The organism is Arthrobacter sp. 10N418 (assembly GCF_056394725.1).
In genome coordinates this window covers 125,220-143,655 of the sequence record NZ_JBFTIK010000009.1, presented here as the reverse complement: position 1 = coordinate 143,655, position 18,436 = coordinate 125,220, and the positions used below count along the sequence as shown (strand labels likewise).

The following is an 18,436-nucleotide window of genomic DNA, read 5'->3' as shown; positions in this document are numbered from 1 at the left end:
GACGCGCCAGCTGCACAAAATTTGAAACCAGCTGTAAAAACCAGACCACACCACTTAGGTGGCGCAACCTGGCCAATCCAACCAATTCAATACAATAAATTGGTATCAACAAACTTGGCACACTATTGAGTTCTCAAACAACAGACACATTCGAATACTTGCCGAAATAATTCATTACCATGAATTCTTTATTTCGTTTTTCTTCGCTGCGATGTTTATAGCTTATTTCATTCATTTCCACTTTGCAAATCCGGGATATTCTCCCGAATTTCACTTAGTGGAGCGAATCCGCCCAGCAAAACGTGAGGCGAATTTTCCATCTCAGCGCCTAGCGCCTGAAAAACTGCCTCTGTTTTGTTGGGGGTTTGTCACCACTCAACGGCGGCGACTCAGAAGACACTACACGCTCCTCCCCTGCCGGGCAAATCGGCCGGAGAGGTGCATGCTGGCAGTCTCCGGGAGCACCAGTCCTAGGGCGCGGTGACTTCCACCGTTGCCAGGTTCTTCTTACCCCGGCGCAGCAAAAGGTACCGTCCAAGGAGCAGTTCACCGGGCGCAACTACGGCCTCCGGATCCGAGACTTTCGCGTTGTTGACGTACGCCCCTCCTTCATTCACCGTCCTGCGGGCCGCCGACTTGCTTTCCGACAGGCCCGAGGCGACGAGGAGCTCAATGATCCCCAGGCCGCCGGCATCGACATTGGCTGAAGGCAGTTCCGAGGTGGCGGCCTTCAGGGTTGCCTCGTCGAGCAAGGTGAGGTCGCCGTTGCCGAAGACCGCTGCCGAAGCAGCGATGACCTTGTCTGTGGCCTCCACGCCGTGGACGAGCGAGGTCACCTCGTAGGCCAGCGTCCGCTGGCCTTCCCGGGCGAACGGCCGTTCGGCGACGGCGAGCTCCAGTGCCTCGATCTCGGCGCGGCTCAGGAACGTGAACACCTTCAGGCGTGCGGCGACGTCGCCGTCCGCGGTGTTCAGCCAGAACTGGTAGAAGGCGTACGGGCTGCACATCCGGGGGTCAAGCCAGATCGCGTTGCCCTCGCTCTTGCCGAACTTGGTGCCGTCGGAGTTCGTGATGAGCGGCGTGCCCAGGGCATGGACATGCTTGCCCTCGACCTTGCGGATGAGTTCGGTGCCGCTGGTCAGGTTGCCCCACTGGTCCGAACCGCCGGTCTGCAGCACGCAGTCGTAGTCGCGGTAGAGCTGGAGGTAATCCATGCCCTGCAGGATCTGGTAGCTGAACTCCGTGTAGCTGATGCCTTCGTCGGAACCCAGGCGGGACGCAACAGCATCCTTGCGCAGCATGGTGCCGACACGGAAGTGCTTGCCGATGTCGCGGAGGAAGTCGATGGCGCTCAGTGGCGCTGTCCAGTCGAGGTTGTTGACCATGCGGGCGGCGTTGGCGCCGTCGAAACTCAGGAAGCGGCGAACCTGGGCCTGCAGGTACCCCACCCACTCCGTCACGGTGTCCTTGGTGTTGAGGGTGCGCTCGGCCGTCGGACGCGGATCGCCAATCAGGCCGGTGGAACCGCCCACCAGCCCGAGGGGCTTGTGGCCGGCCAGCTGGATCCGGCGCATGAGCAACAGCTGCACCAGGTTGCCCAGGTGCAGGCTCGGCGCCGTCGGATCGAAGCCGCAGTAGTACGTCACGGGATCACCGGCAAGCAGCTTCTCCAGCTCCGCCTCGTCCGTGGAGACGTGGACAAGGCCACGCCATTTCAGTTCCTGCCAGATGTTGGCGAAACTGGGGTCGTTCTGCTGGGCATCGAGATTATTTAGCTGGGACACGGAATCTAAGGTAGCAGGATCGCTACCCCCGCAGCATAGGTGACGGAGGCGGACGGCCTGGCGCCGCCGCCTGTCCTAGCCCTCGATGCCTGCCGGCACGCCGGCGGCGGCGATGAGCCGCAGCCGCTGCGTGGGCCGGGTCATCGCGACGTACAGGTCCCCGACCCGGCCGTGCTCATGGTTGAGCATGGCGGTCGGCTCCAGGACCACGACGCCGTCGAACTCCAGGCCCTTTGCCTCACGGGGGCTGATGACCACGATGTCCTGCACGTAGCTGCCGGCACCGTTGCCGACACGGCGGCCGTACACCGCCCGCAGCGCTGCAGCGGCCTCCGGGAGCAGCGGGCCGTCGGCAATCACGGCGAGCAGGCCGCCCTCGATGGCGGCCAGCTCCCCGGGAAGTACCTCAACGAGTTTGCTGACGATCCCGCCCGTGTCGACCCGGTCAATGACGGGTGCCCAGCGCCCTTCGCGGACAGCCTTGGGTGCCGAGACAACGAGCCCGGCCGCGTTGGCCATCCGCGCGGCGGCCTCGGCGATCTGGGACGGCGTGCGGTAGTTGACGGTGAGTTCCTCAAGCTGCCAGCGGTCGCCAAACATCGGGGCCAGGGCGCTGTGCCATGAATTGGCACCCGCGACGGAGCTTGTCTGGGCGATGTCGCCCACGATCGTGAAGGACTTCAGCGGACAGCGGCGCACGAGGAGGCGCCACTGCATCGGCGAGAGTTCCTGCGCTTCGTCGACCACGATGTGCCCGAAAGCCCACGTGCGGTCGGTCGTGGCGCGTTCCGCCGCGGTCAGCCGGGTCTCGCGCTCCTGGTTCTGGTCCACCAGGTCCTCCGCGGAAATGAGGACATCGACCCCCGCGGTTTCCATGTTGACCAGCGTCTGCTTGGCGTTGGCGAGATCGCGGGCACGGTCGTGTTCCTGTTGCGCCAATCCCCTGCCGGCCGCCGGGTCAAGCTCGCCGAGGAGTTCGGCGGCCTCGTCCAGGAGCGGCACATCGGCCTCAGTCCAGGGCGCATCCGCGGGCCGGAGCAGCAGGGCCCGCTCGGCCGGGGTGAGGTTCGGGGTGCAGGCTTCCAGGATGGCCGGCTTGCTCAGGAGTTCCGACACAAGCTTCTCCGGGGTCATCGGCATCCAGCACAAGTTAAGGGCGATCCGGACATCGCGTGCGGAGCGCACGTCCTCGGCGAGGTAGGAGCGGTCGGCATTGTTGCCGATGCTCCCGGCCTCCACGAGTTCCGTCATCTGTTCGGTCAGTTCGCGCAGCAGGATCCTAACGAAGGAGACACGGGCCTCGTTGTGCGGCTTGCCGGTGGCCCGTGCCTTGTCGCGGGCACGCCGGACCTGCCGCGGCGTCAGGACGAGCTTGCGTCCGTCGACCTCGAGGATGCGGTTCGCAGCCGGGATGCGCTGCCGGTTGGCCACGGCGTTGGCGACGACTTCGGCCATCGCAAGCCGGCCCTTGATCGCGGCAACGTCGGATTCCGGCTCGGCGACAGCGGTGATTCCGGGCATGAGCCGGCCCAGGCTTGCCATCACGACGCCGGTCTCGCCAAGGGAGGGCAGCACGCGTTCGATGTATTTCATGAACGACGACGTCGGGCCCACCAAAAGCACGCCCGCCGTCTTGAGGCGTTCACGGTGGGTGTACAGGAGGTACGCGGCACGGTGCAACGCGACAGCAGTCTTGCCGGTGCCCGGGCCGCCCTGGACCACGAGGGCACCGGAGATGGAGGAGCGGATGATCCGGTCCTGCTCGGACTGGATGGTGCCGACGATGTCCGACATGCGGCCGGTCCGCTTGGAGTTCAGTGCGGCCAGCAGGGCGCCTTCGCCCTGGAGGGAATCGTTGTCGGCGAGCATGTCGGCGTCGAGCACGTCATCCTCGATCGCCTTGACCTCGCGGCCCTGCAGGATCAGGTGGCGCCGGCGGCGGACACCCTGACGGTCGAACGCGGTGGCCTGGTAGAAGTGGCCGGCTTCGGGTGCCCGCCAGTCCACCATGAGGCGCTGCAGGTCCTCGGTGGTCAGGCCGATGCGGCCGATGTACTGCGCCTCCCCGGAATCAAGGTCCAGGCGGCCGAACACGAGGCGGTCATCGACGGCGTCGAGCTGGGCGAGGCGGTCTTCATAGAGCGCCGCGAAGGCGTCACGTTCGGAGACATTCTGCATTGTGCCCACGGCACCGGCGCGGCGTACCTGGGCCAGCTGTGCGCGCTTTTCTGCCCGCAACTCATCGAGCCGGGCATAGAGTCCGGCCACATAGTCGCGTTCATGGGCCAAATCAGCGTCGTGCATCGAACGTTCCCCTATCGAAAAAGACGGACCGTCCATTCTACAACCATTTCGGTGAACCCGTCTGAACATGTCGAGGCAATGTTAGTCAGGGAATTGTACCGGTCCGGCCGGAATGGTCCAGCTAAAGGCGCAGCAGGGAGCGGACCGGATAGCCGCTCAAGGCCTCGCGGCCGGACAGGTCGTCGAGCTCCATCACCACGCCGATGCCCGCGACGTGGATACCGCACCGTTCGAACAGCCGGGCGGCTGCGCCCAGGGTGCCGCCGGTGGCGAGCACGTCATCGAGGATCAGGACCCGGCTCCCCGGAGCGAGGTCCGTGGTGTGCAGCTCGAGGGTGGCCGTGCCGTATTCGAGCGCATAGTCCTCGGACACAACAGCACGCGGCAGTTTGCCGGCCTTGCGGACGGTGATGACTCCGGTGCCTGTGGCGTACGCCGCGGCCGCTGCGAGCAGGAAGCCGCGGGCCTCGACGCCGGCGACGGCGTCGAACTGGCCCTTGAATGGTCCGACGAGGGCGTCGACCACTGCCTTCAGTGCGGGGCCGTCGGCGAAGACGGGGGTCAGGTCCTTGAAGCTGATTCCGGGTTTGGGATAGTCCGGGATAGTTGCGCACAGGCTGCTGATCAGCTCGTCCACCGGCTTCGCTGTTTTGATCTGGTTCGACTCGCTTGGATTCACCCGTCCACCTTACTGGCTGGCGGTTCCGGTGGCCGCAGGAGTCCGTTCGCGAGGCCGTACCTGACGACGTCGAGGGCTTTTCTGAGCGCGCGCTCCGCCTCGAACCTTTCGGCCGCCACGGCGCCCATCCGGGCGTAGTCCTCCGCCCAGCCGGCGCGGTGGAACCTGTCGGCGTCACCGTGGAGGAGCCGTCCATAGAGAACATCCTCGAACAGGTCACGCTCTTCATCCGGGGCCGACTCTGACATCAGCGGCCAGCTTCTCAAAGATATGGAGCCTTTCCAGCTCGCTGGCCGGCTTCCCACGCTTGCCTTCGCCCATAATGCTTGATCATCCCCTGTGCGGTTCTCCAGTGCGGATGCCGGGCACCCGCTGGCATGCCCGGTTACACGGTCCTGACCTTCGCGGCCTTGTAGCGGGACACGGTCGGGTCGCCACTGAGCCAGAACCGCCAGGGATAGTCGTCCGTGCCGCCGGCGCCGGAGACTCCCACGCGCGGACCTGAGCTGATGTCGGCGGCCGGAGCCACCGGCAATTCCAGCCGGAACGGCGCGCCGAGTGCGTCCCGCCCGCTGTCCGCCGTCGTCAGCCCAAGCGCCGTGGCGAGCCGTGCGGGGCCGCTCGCCAGGTCCTTGGCGGATTTCGACGTCGGGCGCCTGGCCAGTGCCAGGTTCTGTCCCGCGACGACCTCGCCGGCCCGCAGCAGCAGGCCCGAGGCCATCCCCTCGGGTCCGCAGACGATGTTGGCGCAGTGGTGCATCCCGTACGTGAAGTACACGTAGAGGTGGCCCGCCGGGCCGAACATCGGAGCATTCCGCGGTGTCGCGCCACGGAAGGTATGCGAGCCGGGATCCGGGTGCAGCGAGTCATGCGGTCCGAGGTAGGCCTCCACCTCCGTGATCCGCACCGAGACCGTGCCTTCGCGCCCGTCGTGCGTCAGGACGGCGCCGAGCAGCAACGGCGCGACGTGCCTGGCATCCGCCGAAAGCACCTCGCGCAGGGTCCGGTTCGCGTCGAACGCCGGTGGCGTAGCGGCGGCCGATGGATTGGTACTCATGTTCAGACTTTAACAACTCCGGGCAACGGGCTCCACGCCCGTGTCCGAATTCCGCTAGCAGGCGAACCGGGAAGCTGGCAGGATGGACCCATGGACTTTTGGCAGCGCTACCGGGCAATCGATGCCCGCGACACCCGTTTCGACGGGCAGTTCTATACCGCTGTCCGGACGACCGGCATCTACTGCCGGCCCTCCTGCCCGGCCCGGACCCCGAAAGCGGCCAACGTCACGTTCTACGAGACGTCCGCCGCGGCCCATGATGCCGGCTATCGGGCCTGCAAGCGTTGCCTCCCCGAAGCGGTGCCGGGCACGCCCGCCTGGAACCTCCGCTCCGACATCGCCGGAAGGGCCATGCGGCTGATCAACGACGGCGTGATCAACCGCGACGGCGTCCAGGGTCTCGCATCCCGGCTGGGCTATTCCTCACGCCAACTCAACCGGATCCTCAGCCACGAGCTCGGCGCGGGTCCGCTGTCGCTGGCCCGTGCCAGCCGGGCCCAGACGGCCCGTACGCTGCTGGTCTCCACGGACATGCTGGTGTCCGACGTCGCCTTTGCAGCCGGTTTCAGCAGCGTCCGCCAGTTCAACGAGACCATCGGCGAAGTTTTTGCCATGACGCCCTCCGCGCTCCGGGCCACGGCGAGGCACCACCGGGCCCCGGCGTCCTCGACAGCCCTGACGCTGAACCTGCCGTACCGGGAGCCGTTCGATCCGGGCATTTTCGACTTCCTCGCCGTCCGCGCCATCCCCGGCATCGAGGAAGGGACGTCCAGCTCTTACGCCAGGACCCTGCGGCTGACGCACGGGGATGCGCGGTTCCGGGTGGACTTCGACGCCGATGCCCCCGGCCGTCCGCTCGTCCTGACGATCGGTGCCGTCGACCTCCGGGACCTTTCCTCGCTGCTCAGCCGCGTCCGCCGACTGCTGGATCTCGACGCCGATCCGCTCGCCATCGACGGGGCCCTCGCCGCCGACCCGCGCCTGGCCGCAAGCGTGGAGAGGACGTCCGGCATGCGGATGCCCGGGTCATTCGATCCGCAGGAGCTGCTGATCCGGGCGATGATCGGGCAGCAGATCACCGTCGCAGCAGCCCGGACGGCCCTGGTTCAGCTCTCCGAGGCCGGGAGCGAAAGCCTGGTTCCCGCAGATGGCTTGCACCGGATGTTCCCGACGGCGGAACAGATCGCGGAGACCGGGTTCGAGTTGCTCCGCGGTCCGCAGCGGCGCATTGACTCCATCCGGGGCGCCGCCGCTGCCATGGCCTCCGGGGAGCTCGATTTTGGCTATGGCGATGACCTGCCCGGGCTGGAGGCCAAGCTCCTGCCGCTTGCCGGCGTCGGGCCCTGGACGGTGGGCTACGTCGCGATGCGCGTCATCGGCGCCCCGGACGTGTTCCTCGCCAACGACGCGGCTGTCCGCAACGGCATCCGCTCCCTCCAGGCAGGCGTCCCCGGGCCGGCGAAGTCAGGCCCTGCCCATTCCGGCACCGCCGTTTCCAGCACCGCCCTTGCCAGCACAGCCCTGGCACCTGATTTCCGTGGCGTCAGCCCATGGCGCTCTTACGCCACCATGCACCTTTGGCGTGCCGCCGCAGCAGCCCAGGCCGCGGCACGCAAGAAACCTCTCACCCCGGCGCAGACTCCGAAGAAAGCGAAACCATGAAAGCCCAGCTGTTGACCATGTCCACCCCTGATGGTCCCTTCACCATCATTGCCCGCGACGGCGCCGTGCTGGCCTCGGGCTGGACCGCCGTTCCCGGCGAGCTGACGGGCCAGATCCACGCGGATCTCCTGCCTACCGGCTACGAGCCCGTCCCGGATCTCGCCGCCATCTCCGAGGCGGTGGAGGCGTTCTACGCCGGCAATCCAGGGCAGGCCATGGAAGTGCCCGTGCTGCAGAAGTCCGGCCCCTTCCGCAACCATGCCTGGGACGTGCTGCGGACAGTGGAGCCTGGCCGCCCCGTGACGTACACGGAGTACGCCGCGCTGTCCGGGAACGTCAAGGCCGTCCGGGCGGCCGCCAGCGCGTGCGCCTTCAACGCCGCAGCCCTGTTCGTTCCCTGCCACCGCGTCATCCGCACCGACGGCACCCTGGGCGGTTTCCGCTGGGGGCTCGCCATCAAAGAGAGCCTTCTGGGCCGCGAACGGGCAGTGGCGCTTGCGATGAATTGAGCGCTGCCACGGATTGAACGGCGTCCTGAAGTGAGTTGTGCCGCGTGTGCTAGTTGCTCACCGGAACCCCGGCCGGCCACGGCAGGAGCGCGGGGAGGTCGACGCCGTCGGCCGCCGCAGTGGCGCGCAGGCTGCCCAGGGTCGGCGTACGGCCGGCGAGCCAGGCCGCAATGTCGGTCAGCATGCCGTTGATCACCGTGGACCTGCCACCGGTGCCGATGGCAATAGCCGGCAGTCCGAGCGGCTGCAGGACGAACTTCTGCCCCGCCGGCACCCGGGCGGACAGGAAGTCGAAGAGGTGCCCGCAGAAGGGCCGGCTCCACGTTTCCGGTCCGCGGCCGGTGCCAAGATCGGTGGCGTGGATGACGAGTTCGCGCCAAAGCGCCAGGCCGCCGTCGAACACGACTCCCCCGCGGTAGGTGATGGGCTCGCGCCAGCCCGCCGCGTCGAGGGAGTCGAAAGCACGCAAGGCCCGTTCCAGCGCGGCGTCCAGGTCGGCGCGGTGTTCCTCGAGGCTGTGTCCCGCGGCCAGTTCGATGGCGCGGGTGCGGCCCTCGTAGCCGCCGTCGTAGAGCTCAATGCTTTCGCCGCGCGCGGCGTGTTCAAGCTGGCGCGCCATCGCGTTGGCGATGCCCGTGATGTGGGCCAGCACGTGGCCGCGGGTCCAGCCGGGCAGCTCTGAGCGCGCCGTGACGTCCTGGTCCGTGAGTTTGGCGGCGATTCCGGCCACGATATCCGCTGCCCCGTGGAGTTCTTCCAGCAGCTTTTCTGGTGTGATTGCGGTCATGGCGCCCATCCTAACCGGACCACGCCGATTAACCCGGATTAACTGGGGACCGCCGGGCCGTAGCGGTGGCGGATGTGCCGGCGGTCGTGGCGGGCCTGCCAGAATTCAATCTCGCGGGGCCGGACTGCGTACAGCTGCCAGCTGGGGTTCTCACCGCCATCCGCGCCGGGCCTTGCGTGCCAGTCGGCTGCGGACGCCCCGGCGGAGAGCTCCACGACGTCCCCGGCGACCCGCACCTGCCGGCCCTGCAACTGCCAATAGAAGTTCAAGGCCGCATGCGGGTTTGCCGCGAGCTCCCGGCCCTTCCGGGAGTCGCGGGACGTCGCGAAGTGCCAGCCGTCGTCGTCGATGTCTTTCAGGATCAGCATGCGGGAGGACGGCCGGCCGAGTTCATCGGTGGTGGCCAGGCTGCAGGCGTTCGGCTGGCGCTCTCCGGCGGCCAGGGCACCGGCAAGCCATAGCCGGAACAACTCCGCCGGGTCGGCAGGAGCCGTGGCGGGATCGAACTCGGGCAACTCGTCCGGGAAATCCGGCAGGGAGCGCAGAAGCTCGCGGAAAGATTCGCTCATGCCGCAATGCTAGCGGGGAGATTTCCGCGACAAACGCACAACGCTCCCTCACCTTTGGCAGAAAATCCGCCGACGCTCCTGCAGGCAGTGCAGGAGCGTCGGCGGAAACGCTGCTCGAAGTGAGGGAGCGTGTGGTATCTAGCCGGCGTACCCGCGGACGCCGTCGAGCTCGGCCGCCAGGGCCAGCAGTTGGCGTTCGACGGCGGCAGGTGCCGTGCCGCCCTGGGAATTGCGGCTGTTGAGCGACCCCTCGGTGGACAGGACCGTGCGGACCTCCGGCGTCAGGTGCTCCGAGATGGCCGCGTATTCCTCGTCCGTCAGGTCCCAGAGCTCGACGCCGCGGCTTTCGGCCTGCTTCACAGCAGCACCGGAGAGCTCATGCGCCTCGCGGAACGGAACACCCTGCCGGACCAGCCACTCGGCAATATCCGTGGCCAGCGCGAAGCCCTGGGGTGCCAGGGCCTCCATCCGTTCGGTGTTGAACGTCAACGTCGCGATCATGCCGGAGACCGCCGGAAGCAGGACCTCCAGCGTGTCGGCGGCGTCGAAGACCGGTTCCTTGTCCTCCTGCAGGTCGCGGTTGTACGCGAGCGGCAGGCCCTTCAGCGTGGCCAGGAGCCCGGTCAGGTTGCCGATCAGCCGGCCTGCTTTGCCGCGCGCGAGTTCGGCAACGTCGGGGTTCTTCTTCTGCGGCATGATCGAGGAGCCGGTGGAGTAGGAATCGTGCAGGGTGACAAAGGAGAACTCCTTCGTGGCCCACAGGATCACTTCCTCCGAGACCCGGGACAGGTCCACGCCGATCATGGCCGTGATCCAGGCGAACTCGGCGAAGACGTCCCGGGAGGCCGTGCCGTCGATCGAGTTGTGCGTGGCCGAGAAGAAGCCCAGTTCCGCGGCCACGGCCTCCGGGTCCAGCCCGAGCGAGGAGCCTGCGAGGGCGCCCGAGCCGTAAGGCGAAACCCCGGCACGCTTGTCCCAGTCCGCCAGCCGCTGCACGTCGCGCAGCAGCGCCCAGGCATGGGCCAGCAGGTGGTGGCTGAGCAGTACCGGCTGGGCGTGCTGGAGGTGCGTCCGTCCCGGCATGGCCACACCGTGGTGGGCCTTGGCCTGCTCCACGAGGGCATCGATCGTGGCGAGGACGCCGCGGGCGATGATCCGGGCGTGGTCGCGCAGGAACATCCGGCCCAGCGTGGCTACCTGGTCGTTGCGGGACCGGCCGGCGCGGAGCTTGCCGCCCAGCTGGGTGCCGGCGCGCTCGATCAGTCCGCGTTCGAGGGATCCGTGCACGTCCTCGTCGGACTCGGCCGGCAGGTAGGCGCCGGAGGCGACGTCCCCGTCCAGCTGCGTCAGGGCGGCAAGCATGCCTTCCAGTTCGGCGTCGTCCAGCAGGCCGGCCTTGTGCAGCACGCGGGCATGCGCCTTGGAGCCGGCGATGTCGTAGCGGGCCAGCCGCCAGTCAAAGTGCGTGGACTTGCTCAGCGCCGCAAGAGCGTCCGCGGGGCCGCCGGCGAACCGGCCGCCCCACAGCGCACCAGTGTTGGTCCCCGAGCGCCCCCCAGCCTCGCTTCGCTCGGTCGGGGACCCCTGCGCTCGTGGGCCCAGCTCGGACTTTTTGGTCTCCGACTCTGCCATTGGGCTACTTTCCTGCGACGCGGATGTCGCGGCCGGAGGCAACCTTGGCGGACATGCCCCACAGCTCGATAAAGCCCCGGGCCATCGACTGGTCGAAGGTGTCGCCGGTGTCGTAGGTGGCGAGGTCGAAGTCGTAGAGCGAGGTCTCGGAGCGGCGTCCGTTGACGATCGCCTGGCCGCCGTGGAGGACCATGCGGATGTCGCCGGAGACGTAGCGCTGGGTGTCTTCGATGAACGCGTCGAGGGAGCGCTTGAGCGGGGAGAACCACTGGCCGTCGTACACCAGCTCGGACCAGCGCTGGCCGACGGTCGCCTTGAAGCGGGCCTGCTCGCGCTCGATCGTGATGTCCTCGAGGTGCTTGTGCGCCGTGATCAGGGCCATGGCGCCGGGAGCCTCGTAGATTTCGCGGGACTTGATGCCGACCAGGCGGTCCTCGACGACGTCGATCCGGCCCACGCCCTGCGCGCCGGCGCGGCGGTTGAGTTCCTTGATGGCCTGCAGCGGCGTGACCCTGACGCCGTCGATCGCGACCGGCACGCCGGCTTCGAAGGAGATGGTGACCTCATCGGGGGCCGGCGGGAATTCCGGGGTGGCGGTGTAGTCGTAGATGTCCTTGGTGGGGGCGTTCCAGATGTCTTCGAGGTAGCCGGTTTCGACGGCGCGGCCCCAGACGTTCTGGTCGATCGAGTACGGGTTCTTCTTGGTGGTCTCGATCGGCAGTCCCTTTTCCTCGGCGAAGGCGATGGCCTTGTCGCGGGTCAGGGCGAGGTCGCGGACCGGTGCGATGCACTTCAGGTCCGGGCCGAGGGTCTGGATGCCGACTTCGAAGCGGACCTGGTCGTTGCCCTTGCCGGTGCAGCCGTGGGCGACTGTGGTGGCGCCGAATTCGCGGGCGGCCTTGACCAGGTGTTTGACGATCACCGGGCGGGAAATCGCCGAGACCAGGGGGTAGTGGCCCTGGTAGAGGGCGTTGGCCTTCAGCGTGGGCATGCAGTACTCGTTGGCGAACTCGTCGCTCGCGTCGGCCACGTAGGCCTCGACGGCGCCGCAGCCCAGCGCGCGCTGGCGGATGGTCTCCAGCGATTCGCCGCCCTGTCCGACGTCGACCGCCACGGCGATGACCTCGGCGCCGGTGGCTTCTCCGATCCAGCCGATGGCTACGGAAGTATCCAGGCCACCGGAGTAGGCCAGAACAATACGCTCAGTCACGTCAAATGCTCCTTCGTTGTTTGGTGATGCTTTGTGTCTGGGAAAAAAGTCTGTCGGGGAAAACTCGTCTACGGAACAGCCTGTCACACCCGTGCGGCAGGCCAAGCGCAGCTATTGGCCGGCTTCCTCGGCGAACTGCAGGAACCGGGCGGCCACGTCGGCGCCGCCCGACGGGTCCCGGGTGACCAGTAGGACGGTGTCGTCCCCGGCGATCGTGCCGAGGATCGAGGGCATCACGGAGTGGTCGATCGCGAGGGCCAGGAAGTTCGCGGCTCCCGGAGGGGTCCGCAGCACCACGATGTTTGCCGAGGCTTCGGCGGTGACCAGCAGTTCACCGCAGAGCCGGGCCAGCCGCGCGTCGAGGATCTCCTGGGTCACGCCGCTCTTGGCGGCACGCTCCCCGCCCTCCCCCGGTACGGCGTAGACGAGCACGCCGTCCTTGCCGCGGACCCGCACCGCGCCCAGTTCCACGAGGTCCCTGGACAGCGTCGCCTGGGTGACCTGGACGCCGTCGTCCGCCAGGAGCGCCGCAAGCTCCGCCTGCGAACGGACGGACTCGCCCGTCAGGATCGCGGTGATCCGCGCCTGCCTGGCCGTCTTCGTGGCCGGGCTGGCGCCCGGGGAGGCCGGTTGGGCGGACACTAGGCCAGCCCCTCCGCCGGCGCCGGCCCACCGACCGGCGCGAGCCCATTGACCGGCGCGAGCCCATTGACCGGCGCGAGCCCGTCAACAACAGCCCCGCCGGAGCGGTGCATGAGCCAGGCCATGAGCGCCTTCTGGGCGTGGAGCCGGTTTTCGGCCTCGTCCCAGACCACGGACTGCGGGCCGTCAATGACGTCCGCGGCGATCTCGTAGCCCCGGTAGGCCGGAAGGCAGTGGAGCACGACGGCGTCCGGCGCCGCGAGCTTCATCGCTGCCTCGTCCACGGCGTAGTCGCGGAACAGCTTGAGCCGGGCTTCCTTCTCGTCCTCCTGGCCCATCGACACCCAGGTGTCCGTGGCGACGACGTCGGCGCCGAGCAGTGCCTCGGCGGCGTCGACCGTCACCAGCACGGAGCCCCCGGTCTGCGCGGCGCGGTCCTCGGCCGCGGCGATGATCTCCGGCGAGGGCAGGAAGCCTTCCGGGCCGGCTATGCGCACGTGCATGCCTGCCGTTACGCCGGCCAGCAGGTAGGAGTTCGCCATGTTGTTGGCGGAGTCGCCGAGGTAACTCATGGTGAGGCCCTGGAGCTGGCCCTTGTGTTCCTTGATGGTCAGGAGGTCGGCAAGGAGTTGGCAGGGGTGGTAGTCATCGCACAGGGCGTTGATCACCGGAACCTTGGAGTTTTCGGCCATGGCGACGAGGCCGGAGTGCGCACCGGTGCGCCACACGATGGTGGACACCATGCGCTCGAGCACCCTGGCGGTGTCCTCCACGGATTCCTTGTGGCCGATCTGGGCCTCGCCCGGGTTGATGATGAGCGCGTTCCCGCCCATGTCCGCCACGCCGGTGGCGAAGGACACCCGGGTCCGGGTGGAGGTTTTGTCGAAGATGACGGCGACGGTCTTGCGGCCGCTGCCTTCCGCGGCGAACGGCTGCACGCTGTAGGGCGCGGCCTTCATCCGGGCGGCGAGCTCAAGCACTTCCGCCTGCTCGGCCGGGGAGAGGTCCGTGTCCTTGAGGAAGTGGCGGGTCTGGCTCTTCGGATTCTCGGTCACTGGGCGTCCTTTGCGGTCTGGAGCAACGCGGGCAGCGCTGCGAGGAAACGGTCGGCCTGTTCGGCCGTCAGGATCAGCGGCGGCGCGAGCCGGATGGTGCGCGGTCCGGGGCTGTTGACGATGAAGCCGGCGTCGAGTCCGGCGGACACGACGCCCGGGGCGACGTCGGCGTCGAGGTCGAACCCGATCAGGAGCCCTTCGCCGCGGACCTCCGTGACGCCGTCGATGCCGGCAAGGCCGGAGCGCAGGTGCTCCCCCACGTCCCGGACGTGTGCCAGGACGCGCTGGTTTTCGAGCACATGCAGGGTGGCCAGGGCGGCCGCGGTGGCTACCGGGTTGCCGCCAAAGGTGGTCCCATGCTGGCCGGCAGTGAGCAGCCCGGACGTCTCCGGGCCGAAGGTCACGAGGGCGCCGATCGGGAATCCGCCGCCCAGGCCCTTGGCGAGGGTGACGGCGTCGGGGACGATCCCCGCGTCCTCGCTCGCGAGCCATTTGCCGGTGCGGCCGATTCCGGTCTGGACCTCGTCGAGGATCAGGAGGGCACCGGCTGCGCTCGTGGCTTCCCGGGCAGCCTTGAGGTAGCCGGCCGGCAGCGGGCGGACCCCGGCCTCGCCCTGGATCGGTTCCAGGAAGACGGCGGCGGTCGTGTCATCGACGGCCCCACGAAGGGCATCAATGTCACCGAAGGGGACATGGACTACGCCGCCGGGCAGCGGCGCGAACGGCGCCCGGTACGCCTCCTTGGAGGTCAGCGCCAGGGCACCCATGGTGCGGCCGTGGAACGCGCCCTCAAGGGCGACGATCCTGGTCCGCGGTTTGGAGTCCGGACCGGCATTACGGCGCGCCAGCTTGAAGGCGGCCTCGACGGCTTCCGTGCCGGAGTTGGCGAAGAAGACCTTGGAGCCGGCCGGGGCGTGGCTGAGCTCCAGCAGCTTCTCGGCCAGGGCGATCTGCGTCGGGCTCGTGAAGAAGTTGGAAACGTGGCCCAGGGTGGAGAGCTGGCTGGAAATCACCGAGGTCACGAACGGGTGGGCGTGGCCCAGGGCGTTGACCGCGATCCCGCCGAGCAGGTCCAGGTATTCCTTGCCGTCGGCGTCCCAGACGAGGCAGCCGGCGCCGCGGACCAGGACCCGCTGCGGGGTGCCGAAGACGCCCATCAGGGACGAGGAGTAGCGGGACAGCCACTGGGCTCCGCTCCCCTTCCCAGTCATCACGGAAGCTGTTGGGGCCGAGCCGGCGATGGGGGCCCGGGTGTGGTCGGGCACCGCGAAGCGGGCGGGGGCCCCATCGCCGGTCGGACTCGCGCCAACTGTTTCGTTCATGCGTTCACTTCCTCGTCGGGGACGACCTGGGTGCCGATGCCCGCGGTCGTAAAGGTTTCCAGGAGCATCGAATGCGGCAGGCGGCCGTCCACGATGTGCGCCCGCTCGACGCCGTCGTCAATCGCTTTCAGGCAGGCCGCCATTTTCGGGATCATGCCGGACTCAAGGCGCGGCAGCATCTCGCGCAGCTCCGAAGCCGTCAGCGACGAGATGAGCGAGGAACGGTCCGGCCAGTTGGCGTAGAGGCCTTCGATATCGGTCAGGATGACCAGCTTGGATGCACCCAGTGCCGACGCGACCGCCGCCGCCGCCGTGTCGGCGTTGACGTTCAGGACCTGGCCGGTGGTCTGGGCCCGCTGCAGGCTGTCGGGGGTGCCGTCGTCAAAGATCTCCGGTGCAACGGTGGAGATGACCGGGATCCGGCCGGCGGCCACGATGTCCAGGATGCCCTCGGGGTTCACGCCGACCACCTCACCGACCAGGCCCAGGTCCACCTCCTCGCCGTCCACCACGGTGCCGGTCCGGACCGCGCGGAGCAGGCCGCCGTCTTCCCCGGACATGCCCACGGCGTAGGGGCCATGGGAGTTGATCAGGCCTACGAGTTCCCGGCCGACCTGGCCTGTCAGGACCATGCGCACCACGTCCATGGCCTCGGGCGTCGTGACGCGGAGGCCGCCCTTGAACTCGGACTCGATGCCGAGGCGGCTGAGCATGGCGTTGATCTGCGGGCCGCCGCCGTGCACGACGACGGGGTGGATGCCGACATGGTGAAGGAACACGACGTCCTCCGCGAAGGCCCGGCGGAGCTCGTCGTTGACCATGGCGTTGCCGCCGTACTTGATCACCATGGTGGTGCCGGCGAAGCGCTGGATCCAGGGCAGCGCCTCGATCAGGGTGGCGGCCTTATCCTGGGCGTCGGCCATGGATGTGGTCTCGCGGGTCTGGGTGTTCATGGTGTTTCGCCCCTCCGGGAACGGCCTAGCTTGAGTAGGCGCTGTTTTCGTGGACGTAGTCGTGCGTGAGGTCGTTGGTCAGGATCGTGGCCTCGGCGCCGCCGGCCTGGAGATCGATCTCGACGAGCACCTCGCGCGGTTCCAGGTCCACGAGGCTGCGGTCGTCGCCGATGCTGCCGTTGCGGCAGATCTGGATGCCGTTCATGGACACATTCAGCTGGTCCGGCTCGAAGGCCGCGTCCGTGGTGCCGACGGCGGAGAGCACCCGGCCCCAGTTCGGATCCTTGCCGAAGATGGCGGTCTTGAACAGGTTGGAGCGGGCGACCGCGCGGCTGACGGTCTCCGCGTCCAGCTCGGTGGCGGCGTTGAAGGTGCGGATCGCGATGTCGTGGCTGGCGCCCTCGGCGTCGCCGATCAGCTTCCTGGCCAGCTCCGCGCAAACCTGCGTCAGGCCGGCGCCGAAGTCTACGGCCGAGGGGACGACGCCGGAAGCGCCGGAGGCGAGCAGGACCACTGTGTCGTTGGTGGACATGCAGCCGTCCGAATCAGCCCGGTCGAAGGTGACACGGGTGGCGTCGCGGAGCACGACGTCGAGCATTTCCGGCTGGACATCCGCGTCCGTCGTGAGGACCACGAGCATGGTGGCGAGCCCGGGGGCGAGCATGCCGGCGCCCTTGGCCATGCCGCCGATGGTGAATTCGTTGCCTTCGGCGTCCGTGCCGGTGAACACTGCCTGCTTGGACACCGAGTCGGTGGTCATGATCGCGGTGGCGGCTGCGGCTCCGCCGTCCCGGCTCAGCGCGGCCGTGGCGGCGCCGATCCCGGGGACGATCTTGTCCATGGGCAGCTGTTCACCGATCAGGCCCGTCGAGCAGACGACGACGTCCGCAGCCGAGATGCCCAGGGCCTCGGCGGTCTTCTCGGCCGTGGTGTGGGTGTTCTGGAAGCCCTCCGGTCCGGTGCAGGCGTTGGCTCCGCCGGAATTGAGAATGACGGCGTCAACCCGGCCGTCCTTGACGGCTTCCCGGGACCAGTGCACGGGGGCGGCGGCCACCCGGTTGGAGGTGAAGACGGCGGCTGCGGCCTTGGAGGGGCCGTCGTTGACCACGAGGGCCATATCCGGGTTGCCGGAGGCCTTGAGGCCGGCCGTGACTCCGGCGGCGCGGAATCCCTTGGGTGCGGTGATGCTCACGGTGCGACTCCCTGCAGGTTGAGGCCGGCGGTTTCCGCGAGGCCGAGGGCAATGTTCATGGACTGCACGGCGCCGCCGGCCGTGCCCTTCGTCAGGTTGTCGATGGCGCAGGTGACGATGACGCGGCCGATGCGGGCGTCGAGCGCCAGCTGCAGAACGGCGTGGTTGGATCCCTGGACCGATTTGGTGGCGGGCCACTGGCCTTCCGGGAGCAGGTGGACGAACGGCTCGTCGTCGTACGCCTCGCTCCAGGCGCGGCGCAGTTCGCCGGCGGTGACGCCCGGCCGGACCCTGGCGGTCGCCGTCGTGAGGATGCCCCGGCTCATGGGAGCGAGGGTGGGCGTGAAAGAGACCTTGACGGGCCCATGCAGTGCCTTGGAGAGGCCCTGTTCAATTTCCGGCGTGTGCCGGTGTCCGCCGCCGACGCCATAGGGGCTCATGGAGCCCATGACCTCGGCTCCGATGAGGTTGGCCTTGGCGGCCTTGCCGGCGCCGGAAGTGCCCGAGGCGGAAACAATGACGACGTCCCCGCCGTCCAGGAGGTGGTTGCTGAAACCTGGAGTTAGTGCCAGCAGGGCCGACGTCGGGTAGCAGCCCGGGACGGCGATCCGCTTGGCGCCGCGGAGCGCTTCGCGCTGGCCGGGTAGCTCCGGAAGGCCGTAGGGCCAGGTCCCGGCGTGCGGTGAGCCATAGAATTTTTCCCAGGCGGCAGGATCCTCCAGCCGGTGGTCGGCACCGGCGTCGATCACGAGCGTGCCGGCAGGCAACTGCGCCGCGATCCCGGCGGAGGCCCCGTGCGGAAGTGCCAGGAACACGACGTCGTGCCCCGACAGGTTATCCACCGTGGTGTCTTCGAGGATACGGCTGGCCAGGCCATGGAGATGCGGCTGCACTTCCCCTAGTCTGGAACCGGCGTTGCTGTGCGCTGTGATGGCGCCGATCGTGACGTCGGGATGACCGGCGAGGAGCCGCAGCACCTCGCCGCCGGCATAGCCGCTTGCGCCGGAGACGGCAACAGAAATAGTCATAGGCACGACTATACAGCAAGATTATGCATAGATGCCGATATTTATGCATTG

The 18,436-nt window shown here is 68.0% G+C and carries 17 protein-coding genes; 2 read left to right on the top strand and 15 right to left on the bottom strand.

All coding sequences use genetic code 11. The annotated features are described in order from the left end of the window. Nucleotides 1–470: 470 nt before the first annotated feature. The 5 genes from tyrS to AC1DCZ_RS09685 all read right to left on the bottom strand — a co-directional run bounded on the left by tyrS (nucleotide 471) and on the right by AC1DCZ_RS09685 (nucleotide 5,824). The gene (gene tyrS, locus AC1DCZ_RS09705; protein WP_476974394.1) at nucleotides 471–1,784 is read right to left on the bottom strand and encodes a tyrosine--tRNA ligase; all 1,314 of its coding nucleotides are present in this window, start codon (nucleotides 1,782–1,784) and stop codon (nucleotides 471–473) included. A 75-nt stretch (nucleotides 1,785–1,859) separates the two neighbouring features. Continuing rightward, nucleotides 1,860–4,088 (bottom strand): HelD family protein, encoded by a 2,229-nt coding sequence (locus tag AC1DCZ_RS09700; protein WP_476974393.1) that lies wholly within the window; start codon nucleotides 4,086–4,088, stop codon nucleotides 1,860–1,862. A gap of 121 nt (nucleotides 4,089–4,209) precedes the next feature. Continuing rightward, nucleotides 4,210–4,767, bottom strand: coding sequence for an adenine phosphoribosyltransferase (locus AC1DCZ_RS09695; RefSeq protein WP_476974392.1), 558 nt, complete (start codon nucleotides 4,765–4,767; stop codon nucleotides 4,210–4,212). After that, nucleotides 4,764–5,015 carry a hypothetical protein gene (locus tag AC1DCZ_RS09690; RefSeq protein ID WP_476974391.1) on the bottom strand — a complete coding sequence of 84 codons (252 nt, stop codon included), beginning with the start codon at nucleotides 5,013–5,015 and terminating at the stop codon, nucleotides 4,764–4,766. The genes AC1DCZ_RS09695 and AC1DCZ_RS09690 overlap by 4 nt, the downstream gene beginning before the upstream one ends. A gap of 137 nt (nucleotides 5,016–5,152) precedes the next feature. Then, a complete protein-coding gene (locus tag AC1DCZ_RS09685; RefSeq protein ID WP_476974390.1) occupies nucleotides 5,153–5,824 on the bottom strand; it encodes a DNA-3-methyladenine glycosylase in 672 nt (223 codons plus the stop codon). 90 nt (nucleotides 5,825–5,914) lie between these two features. Between AC1DCZ_RS09685 and AC1DCZ_RS09680 the strand changes: the two genes are divergently transcribed. Both AC1DCZ_RS09680 and AC1DCZ_RS09675 read left to right on the top strand, forming a co-directional pair. Further along, nucleotides 5,915–7,486 carry a DNA-3-methyladenine glycosylase 2 family protein gene (locus AC1DCZ_RS09680; RefSeq protein WP_476974389.1) on the top strand — a complete coding sequence of 524 codons (1,572 nt, stop codon included), beginning with the start codon at nucleotides 5,915–5,917 and terminating at the stop codon, nucleotides 7,484–7,486. Further along, the gene (locus tag AC1DCZ_RS09675; RefSeq protein WP_476974388.1) at nucleotides 7,483–7,995 is read left to right on the top strand and encodes a methylated-DNA--[protein]-cysteine S-methyltransferase; all 513 of its coding nucleotides are present in this window, start codon (nucleotides 7,483–7,485) and stop codon (nucleotides 7,993–7,995) included. The genes AC1DCZ_RS09680 and AC1DCZ_RS09675 overlap by 4 nt, the downstream gene beginning before the upstream one ends. A 49-nt stretch (nucleotides 7,996–8,044) precedes the next feature. Here AC1DCZ_RS09675 and AC1DCZ_RS09670 read toward each other — a convergent pair whose 3' ends face one another. From AC1DCZ_RS09670 to argC, 10 genes are all read right to left on the bottom strand, one after another. Further along, the gene (locus AC1DCZ_RS09670; protein WP_476974387.1) at nucleotides 8,045–8,782 is read right to left on the bottom strand and encodes a maleylpyruvate isomerase family mycothiol-dependent enzyme; all 738 of its coding nucleotides are present in this window, start codon (nucleotides 8,780–8,782) and stop codon (nucleotides 8,045–8,047) included. A 38-nt stretch (nucleotides 8,783–8,820) separates the two neighbouring features. Continuing rightward, nucleotides 8,821–9,351, bottom strand: coding sequence for a pyridoxine/pyridoxamine 5'-phosphate oxidase (locus AC1DCZ_RS09665; RefSeq protein ID WP_476974386.1), 531 nt, complete (start codon nucleotides 9,349–9,351; stop codon nucleotides 8,821–8,823). A 138-nt stretch (nucleotides 9,352–9,489) separates the two neighbouring features. Next, nucleotides 9,490–10,983: an argininosuccinate lyase gene (gene argH, locus AC1DCZ_RS09660; protein ID WP_476974385.1), complete on the bottom strand. Its 1,494-nt coding sequence runs from the start codon at nucleotides 10,981–10,983 to the stop codon at nucleotides 9,490–9,492. Nucleotides 10,984–10,987: 4 nt separating this feature from the next. Continuing rightward, nucleotides 10,988–12,193 (bottom strand): argininosuccinate synthase, encoded by a 1,206-nt coding sequence (locus AC1DCZ_RS09655; RefSeq protein WP_476974384.1) that lies wholly within the window; start codon nucleotides 12,191–12,193, stop codon nucleotides 10,988–10,990. A 111-nt stretch (nucleotides 12,194–12,304) separates the two neighbouring features. Next, nucleotides 12,305–12,835, bottom strand: coding sequence for an arginine repressor (locus AC1DCZ_RS09650; RefSeq protein ID WP_476896903.1), 531 nt, complete (start codon nucleotides 12,833–12,835; stop codon nucleotides 12,305–12,307). After that, nucleotides 12,835–13,890 carry an ornithine carbamoyltransferase gene (gene argF, locus AC1DCZ_RS09645; RefSeq protein ID WP_476974383.1) on the bottom strand — a complete coding sequence of 352 codons (1,056 nt, stop codon included), beginning with the start codon at nucleotides 13,888–13,890 and terminating at the stop codon, nucleotides 12,835–12,837. The genes AC1DCZ_RS09650 and argF overlap by 1 nt, the downstream gene beginning before the upstream one ends. Continuing rightward, nucleotides 13,887–15,101: an acetylornithine transaminase gene (locus tag AC1DCZ_RS09640; protein ID WP_476974398.1), complete on the bottom strand. Its 1,215-nt coding sequence runs from the start codon at nucleotides 15,099–15,101 to the stop codon at nucleotides 13,887–13,889. The genes argF and AC1DCZ_RS09640 overlap by 4 nt, the downstream gene beginning before the upstream one ends. 107 nt (nucleotides 15,102–15,208) lie before the next feature. Next, nucleotides 15,209–16,165: an acetylglutamate kinase gene (gene argB, locus AC1DCZ_RS09635; RefSeq protein ID WP_476974382.1), complete on the bottom strand. Its 957-nt coding sequence runs from the start codon at nucleotides 16,163–16,165 to the stop codon at nucleotides 15,209–15,211. Nucleotides 16,166–16,190: 25 nt separating this feature from the next. After that, nucleotides 16,191–17,357 carry a bifunctional glutamate N-acetyltransferase/amino-acid acetyltransferase ArgJ gene (argJ, locus tag AC1DCZ_RS09630; RefSeq protein WP_476974381.1) on the bottom strand — a complete coding sequence of 389 codons (1,167 nt, stop codon included), beginning with the start codon at nucleotides 17,355–17,357 and terminating at the stop codon, nucleotides 16,191–16,193. Further along, nucleotides 17,354–18,385, bottom strand: a complete 1,032-nt coding sequence (gene argC / locus AC1DCZ_RS09625; protein ID WP_476974380.1) for an N-acetyl-gamma-glutamyl-phosphate reductase — start codon at nucleotides 18,383–18,385, stop codon at nucleotides 17,354–17,356. The genes argJ and argC overlap by 4 nt, the downstream gene beginning before the upstream one ends. Between the last annotated feature and the right edge of the window lie 51 nt (nucleotides 18,386–18,436).

Coding starts and splice junctions, on each gene's coding strand:
- AC1DCZ_RS09665 (WP_476974386.1), bottom strand. CDS start 9,351: ATGAGCGAATCTTTCCGCGAGCTTCTGCGCTCCCTGCCGGATTTCCCG.
- argB (WP_476974382.1), bottom strand. CDS start 16,165: ATGAACACCCAGACCCGCGAGACCACATCCATGGCCGACGCCCAGGAT.
- AC1DCZ_RS09700 (WP_476974393.1), bottom strand. CDS start 4,088: ATGCACGACGCTGATTTGGCCCATGAACGCGACTATGTGGCCGGACTC.
- argC (WP_476974380.1), bottom strand. CDS start 18,385: ATGACTATTTCTGTTGCCGTCTCCGGCGCAAGCGGCTATGCCGGCGGC.
- argH (WP_476974385.1), bottom strand. CDS start 10,983: ATGGCAGAGTCGGAGACCAAAAAGTCCGAGCTGGGCCCACGAGCGCAG.
- AC1DCZ_RS09675 (WP_476974388.1), top strand. CDS start 7,483: ATGAAAGCCCAGCTGTTGACCATGTCCACCCCTGATGGTCCCTTCACC.
- AC1DCZ_RS09670 (WP_476974387.1), bottom strand. CDS start 8,782: ATGACCGCAATCACACCAGAAAAGCTGCTGGAAGAACTCCACGGGGCA.
- AC1DCZ_RS09690 (WP_476974391.1), bottom strand. CDS start 5,015: ATGTCAGAGTCGGCCCCGGATGAAGAGCGTGACCTGTTCGAGGATGTT.
- AC1DCZ_RS09685 (WP_476974390.1), bottom strand. CDS start 5,824: ATGAGTACCAATCCATCGGCCGCCGCTACGCCACCGGCGTTCGACGCG.
- AC1DCZ_RS09680 (WP_476974389.1), top strand. CDS start 5,915: ATGGACTTTTGGCAGCGCTACCGGGCAATCGATGCCCGCGACACCCGT.
- AC1DCZ_RS09640 (WP_476974398.1), bottom strand. CDS start 15,101: ATGACTGGGAAGGGGAGCGGAGCCCAGTGGCTGTCCCGCTACTCCTCG.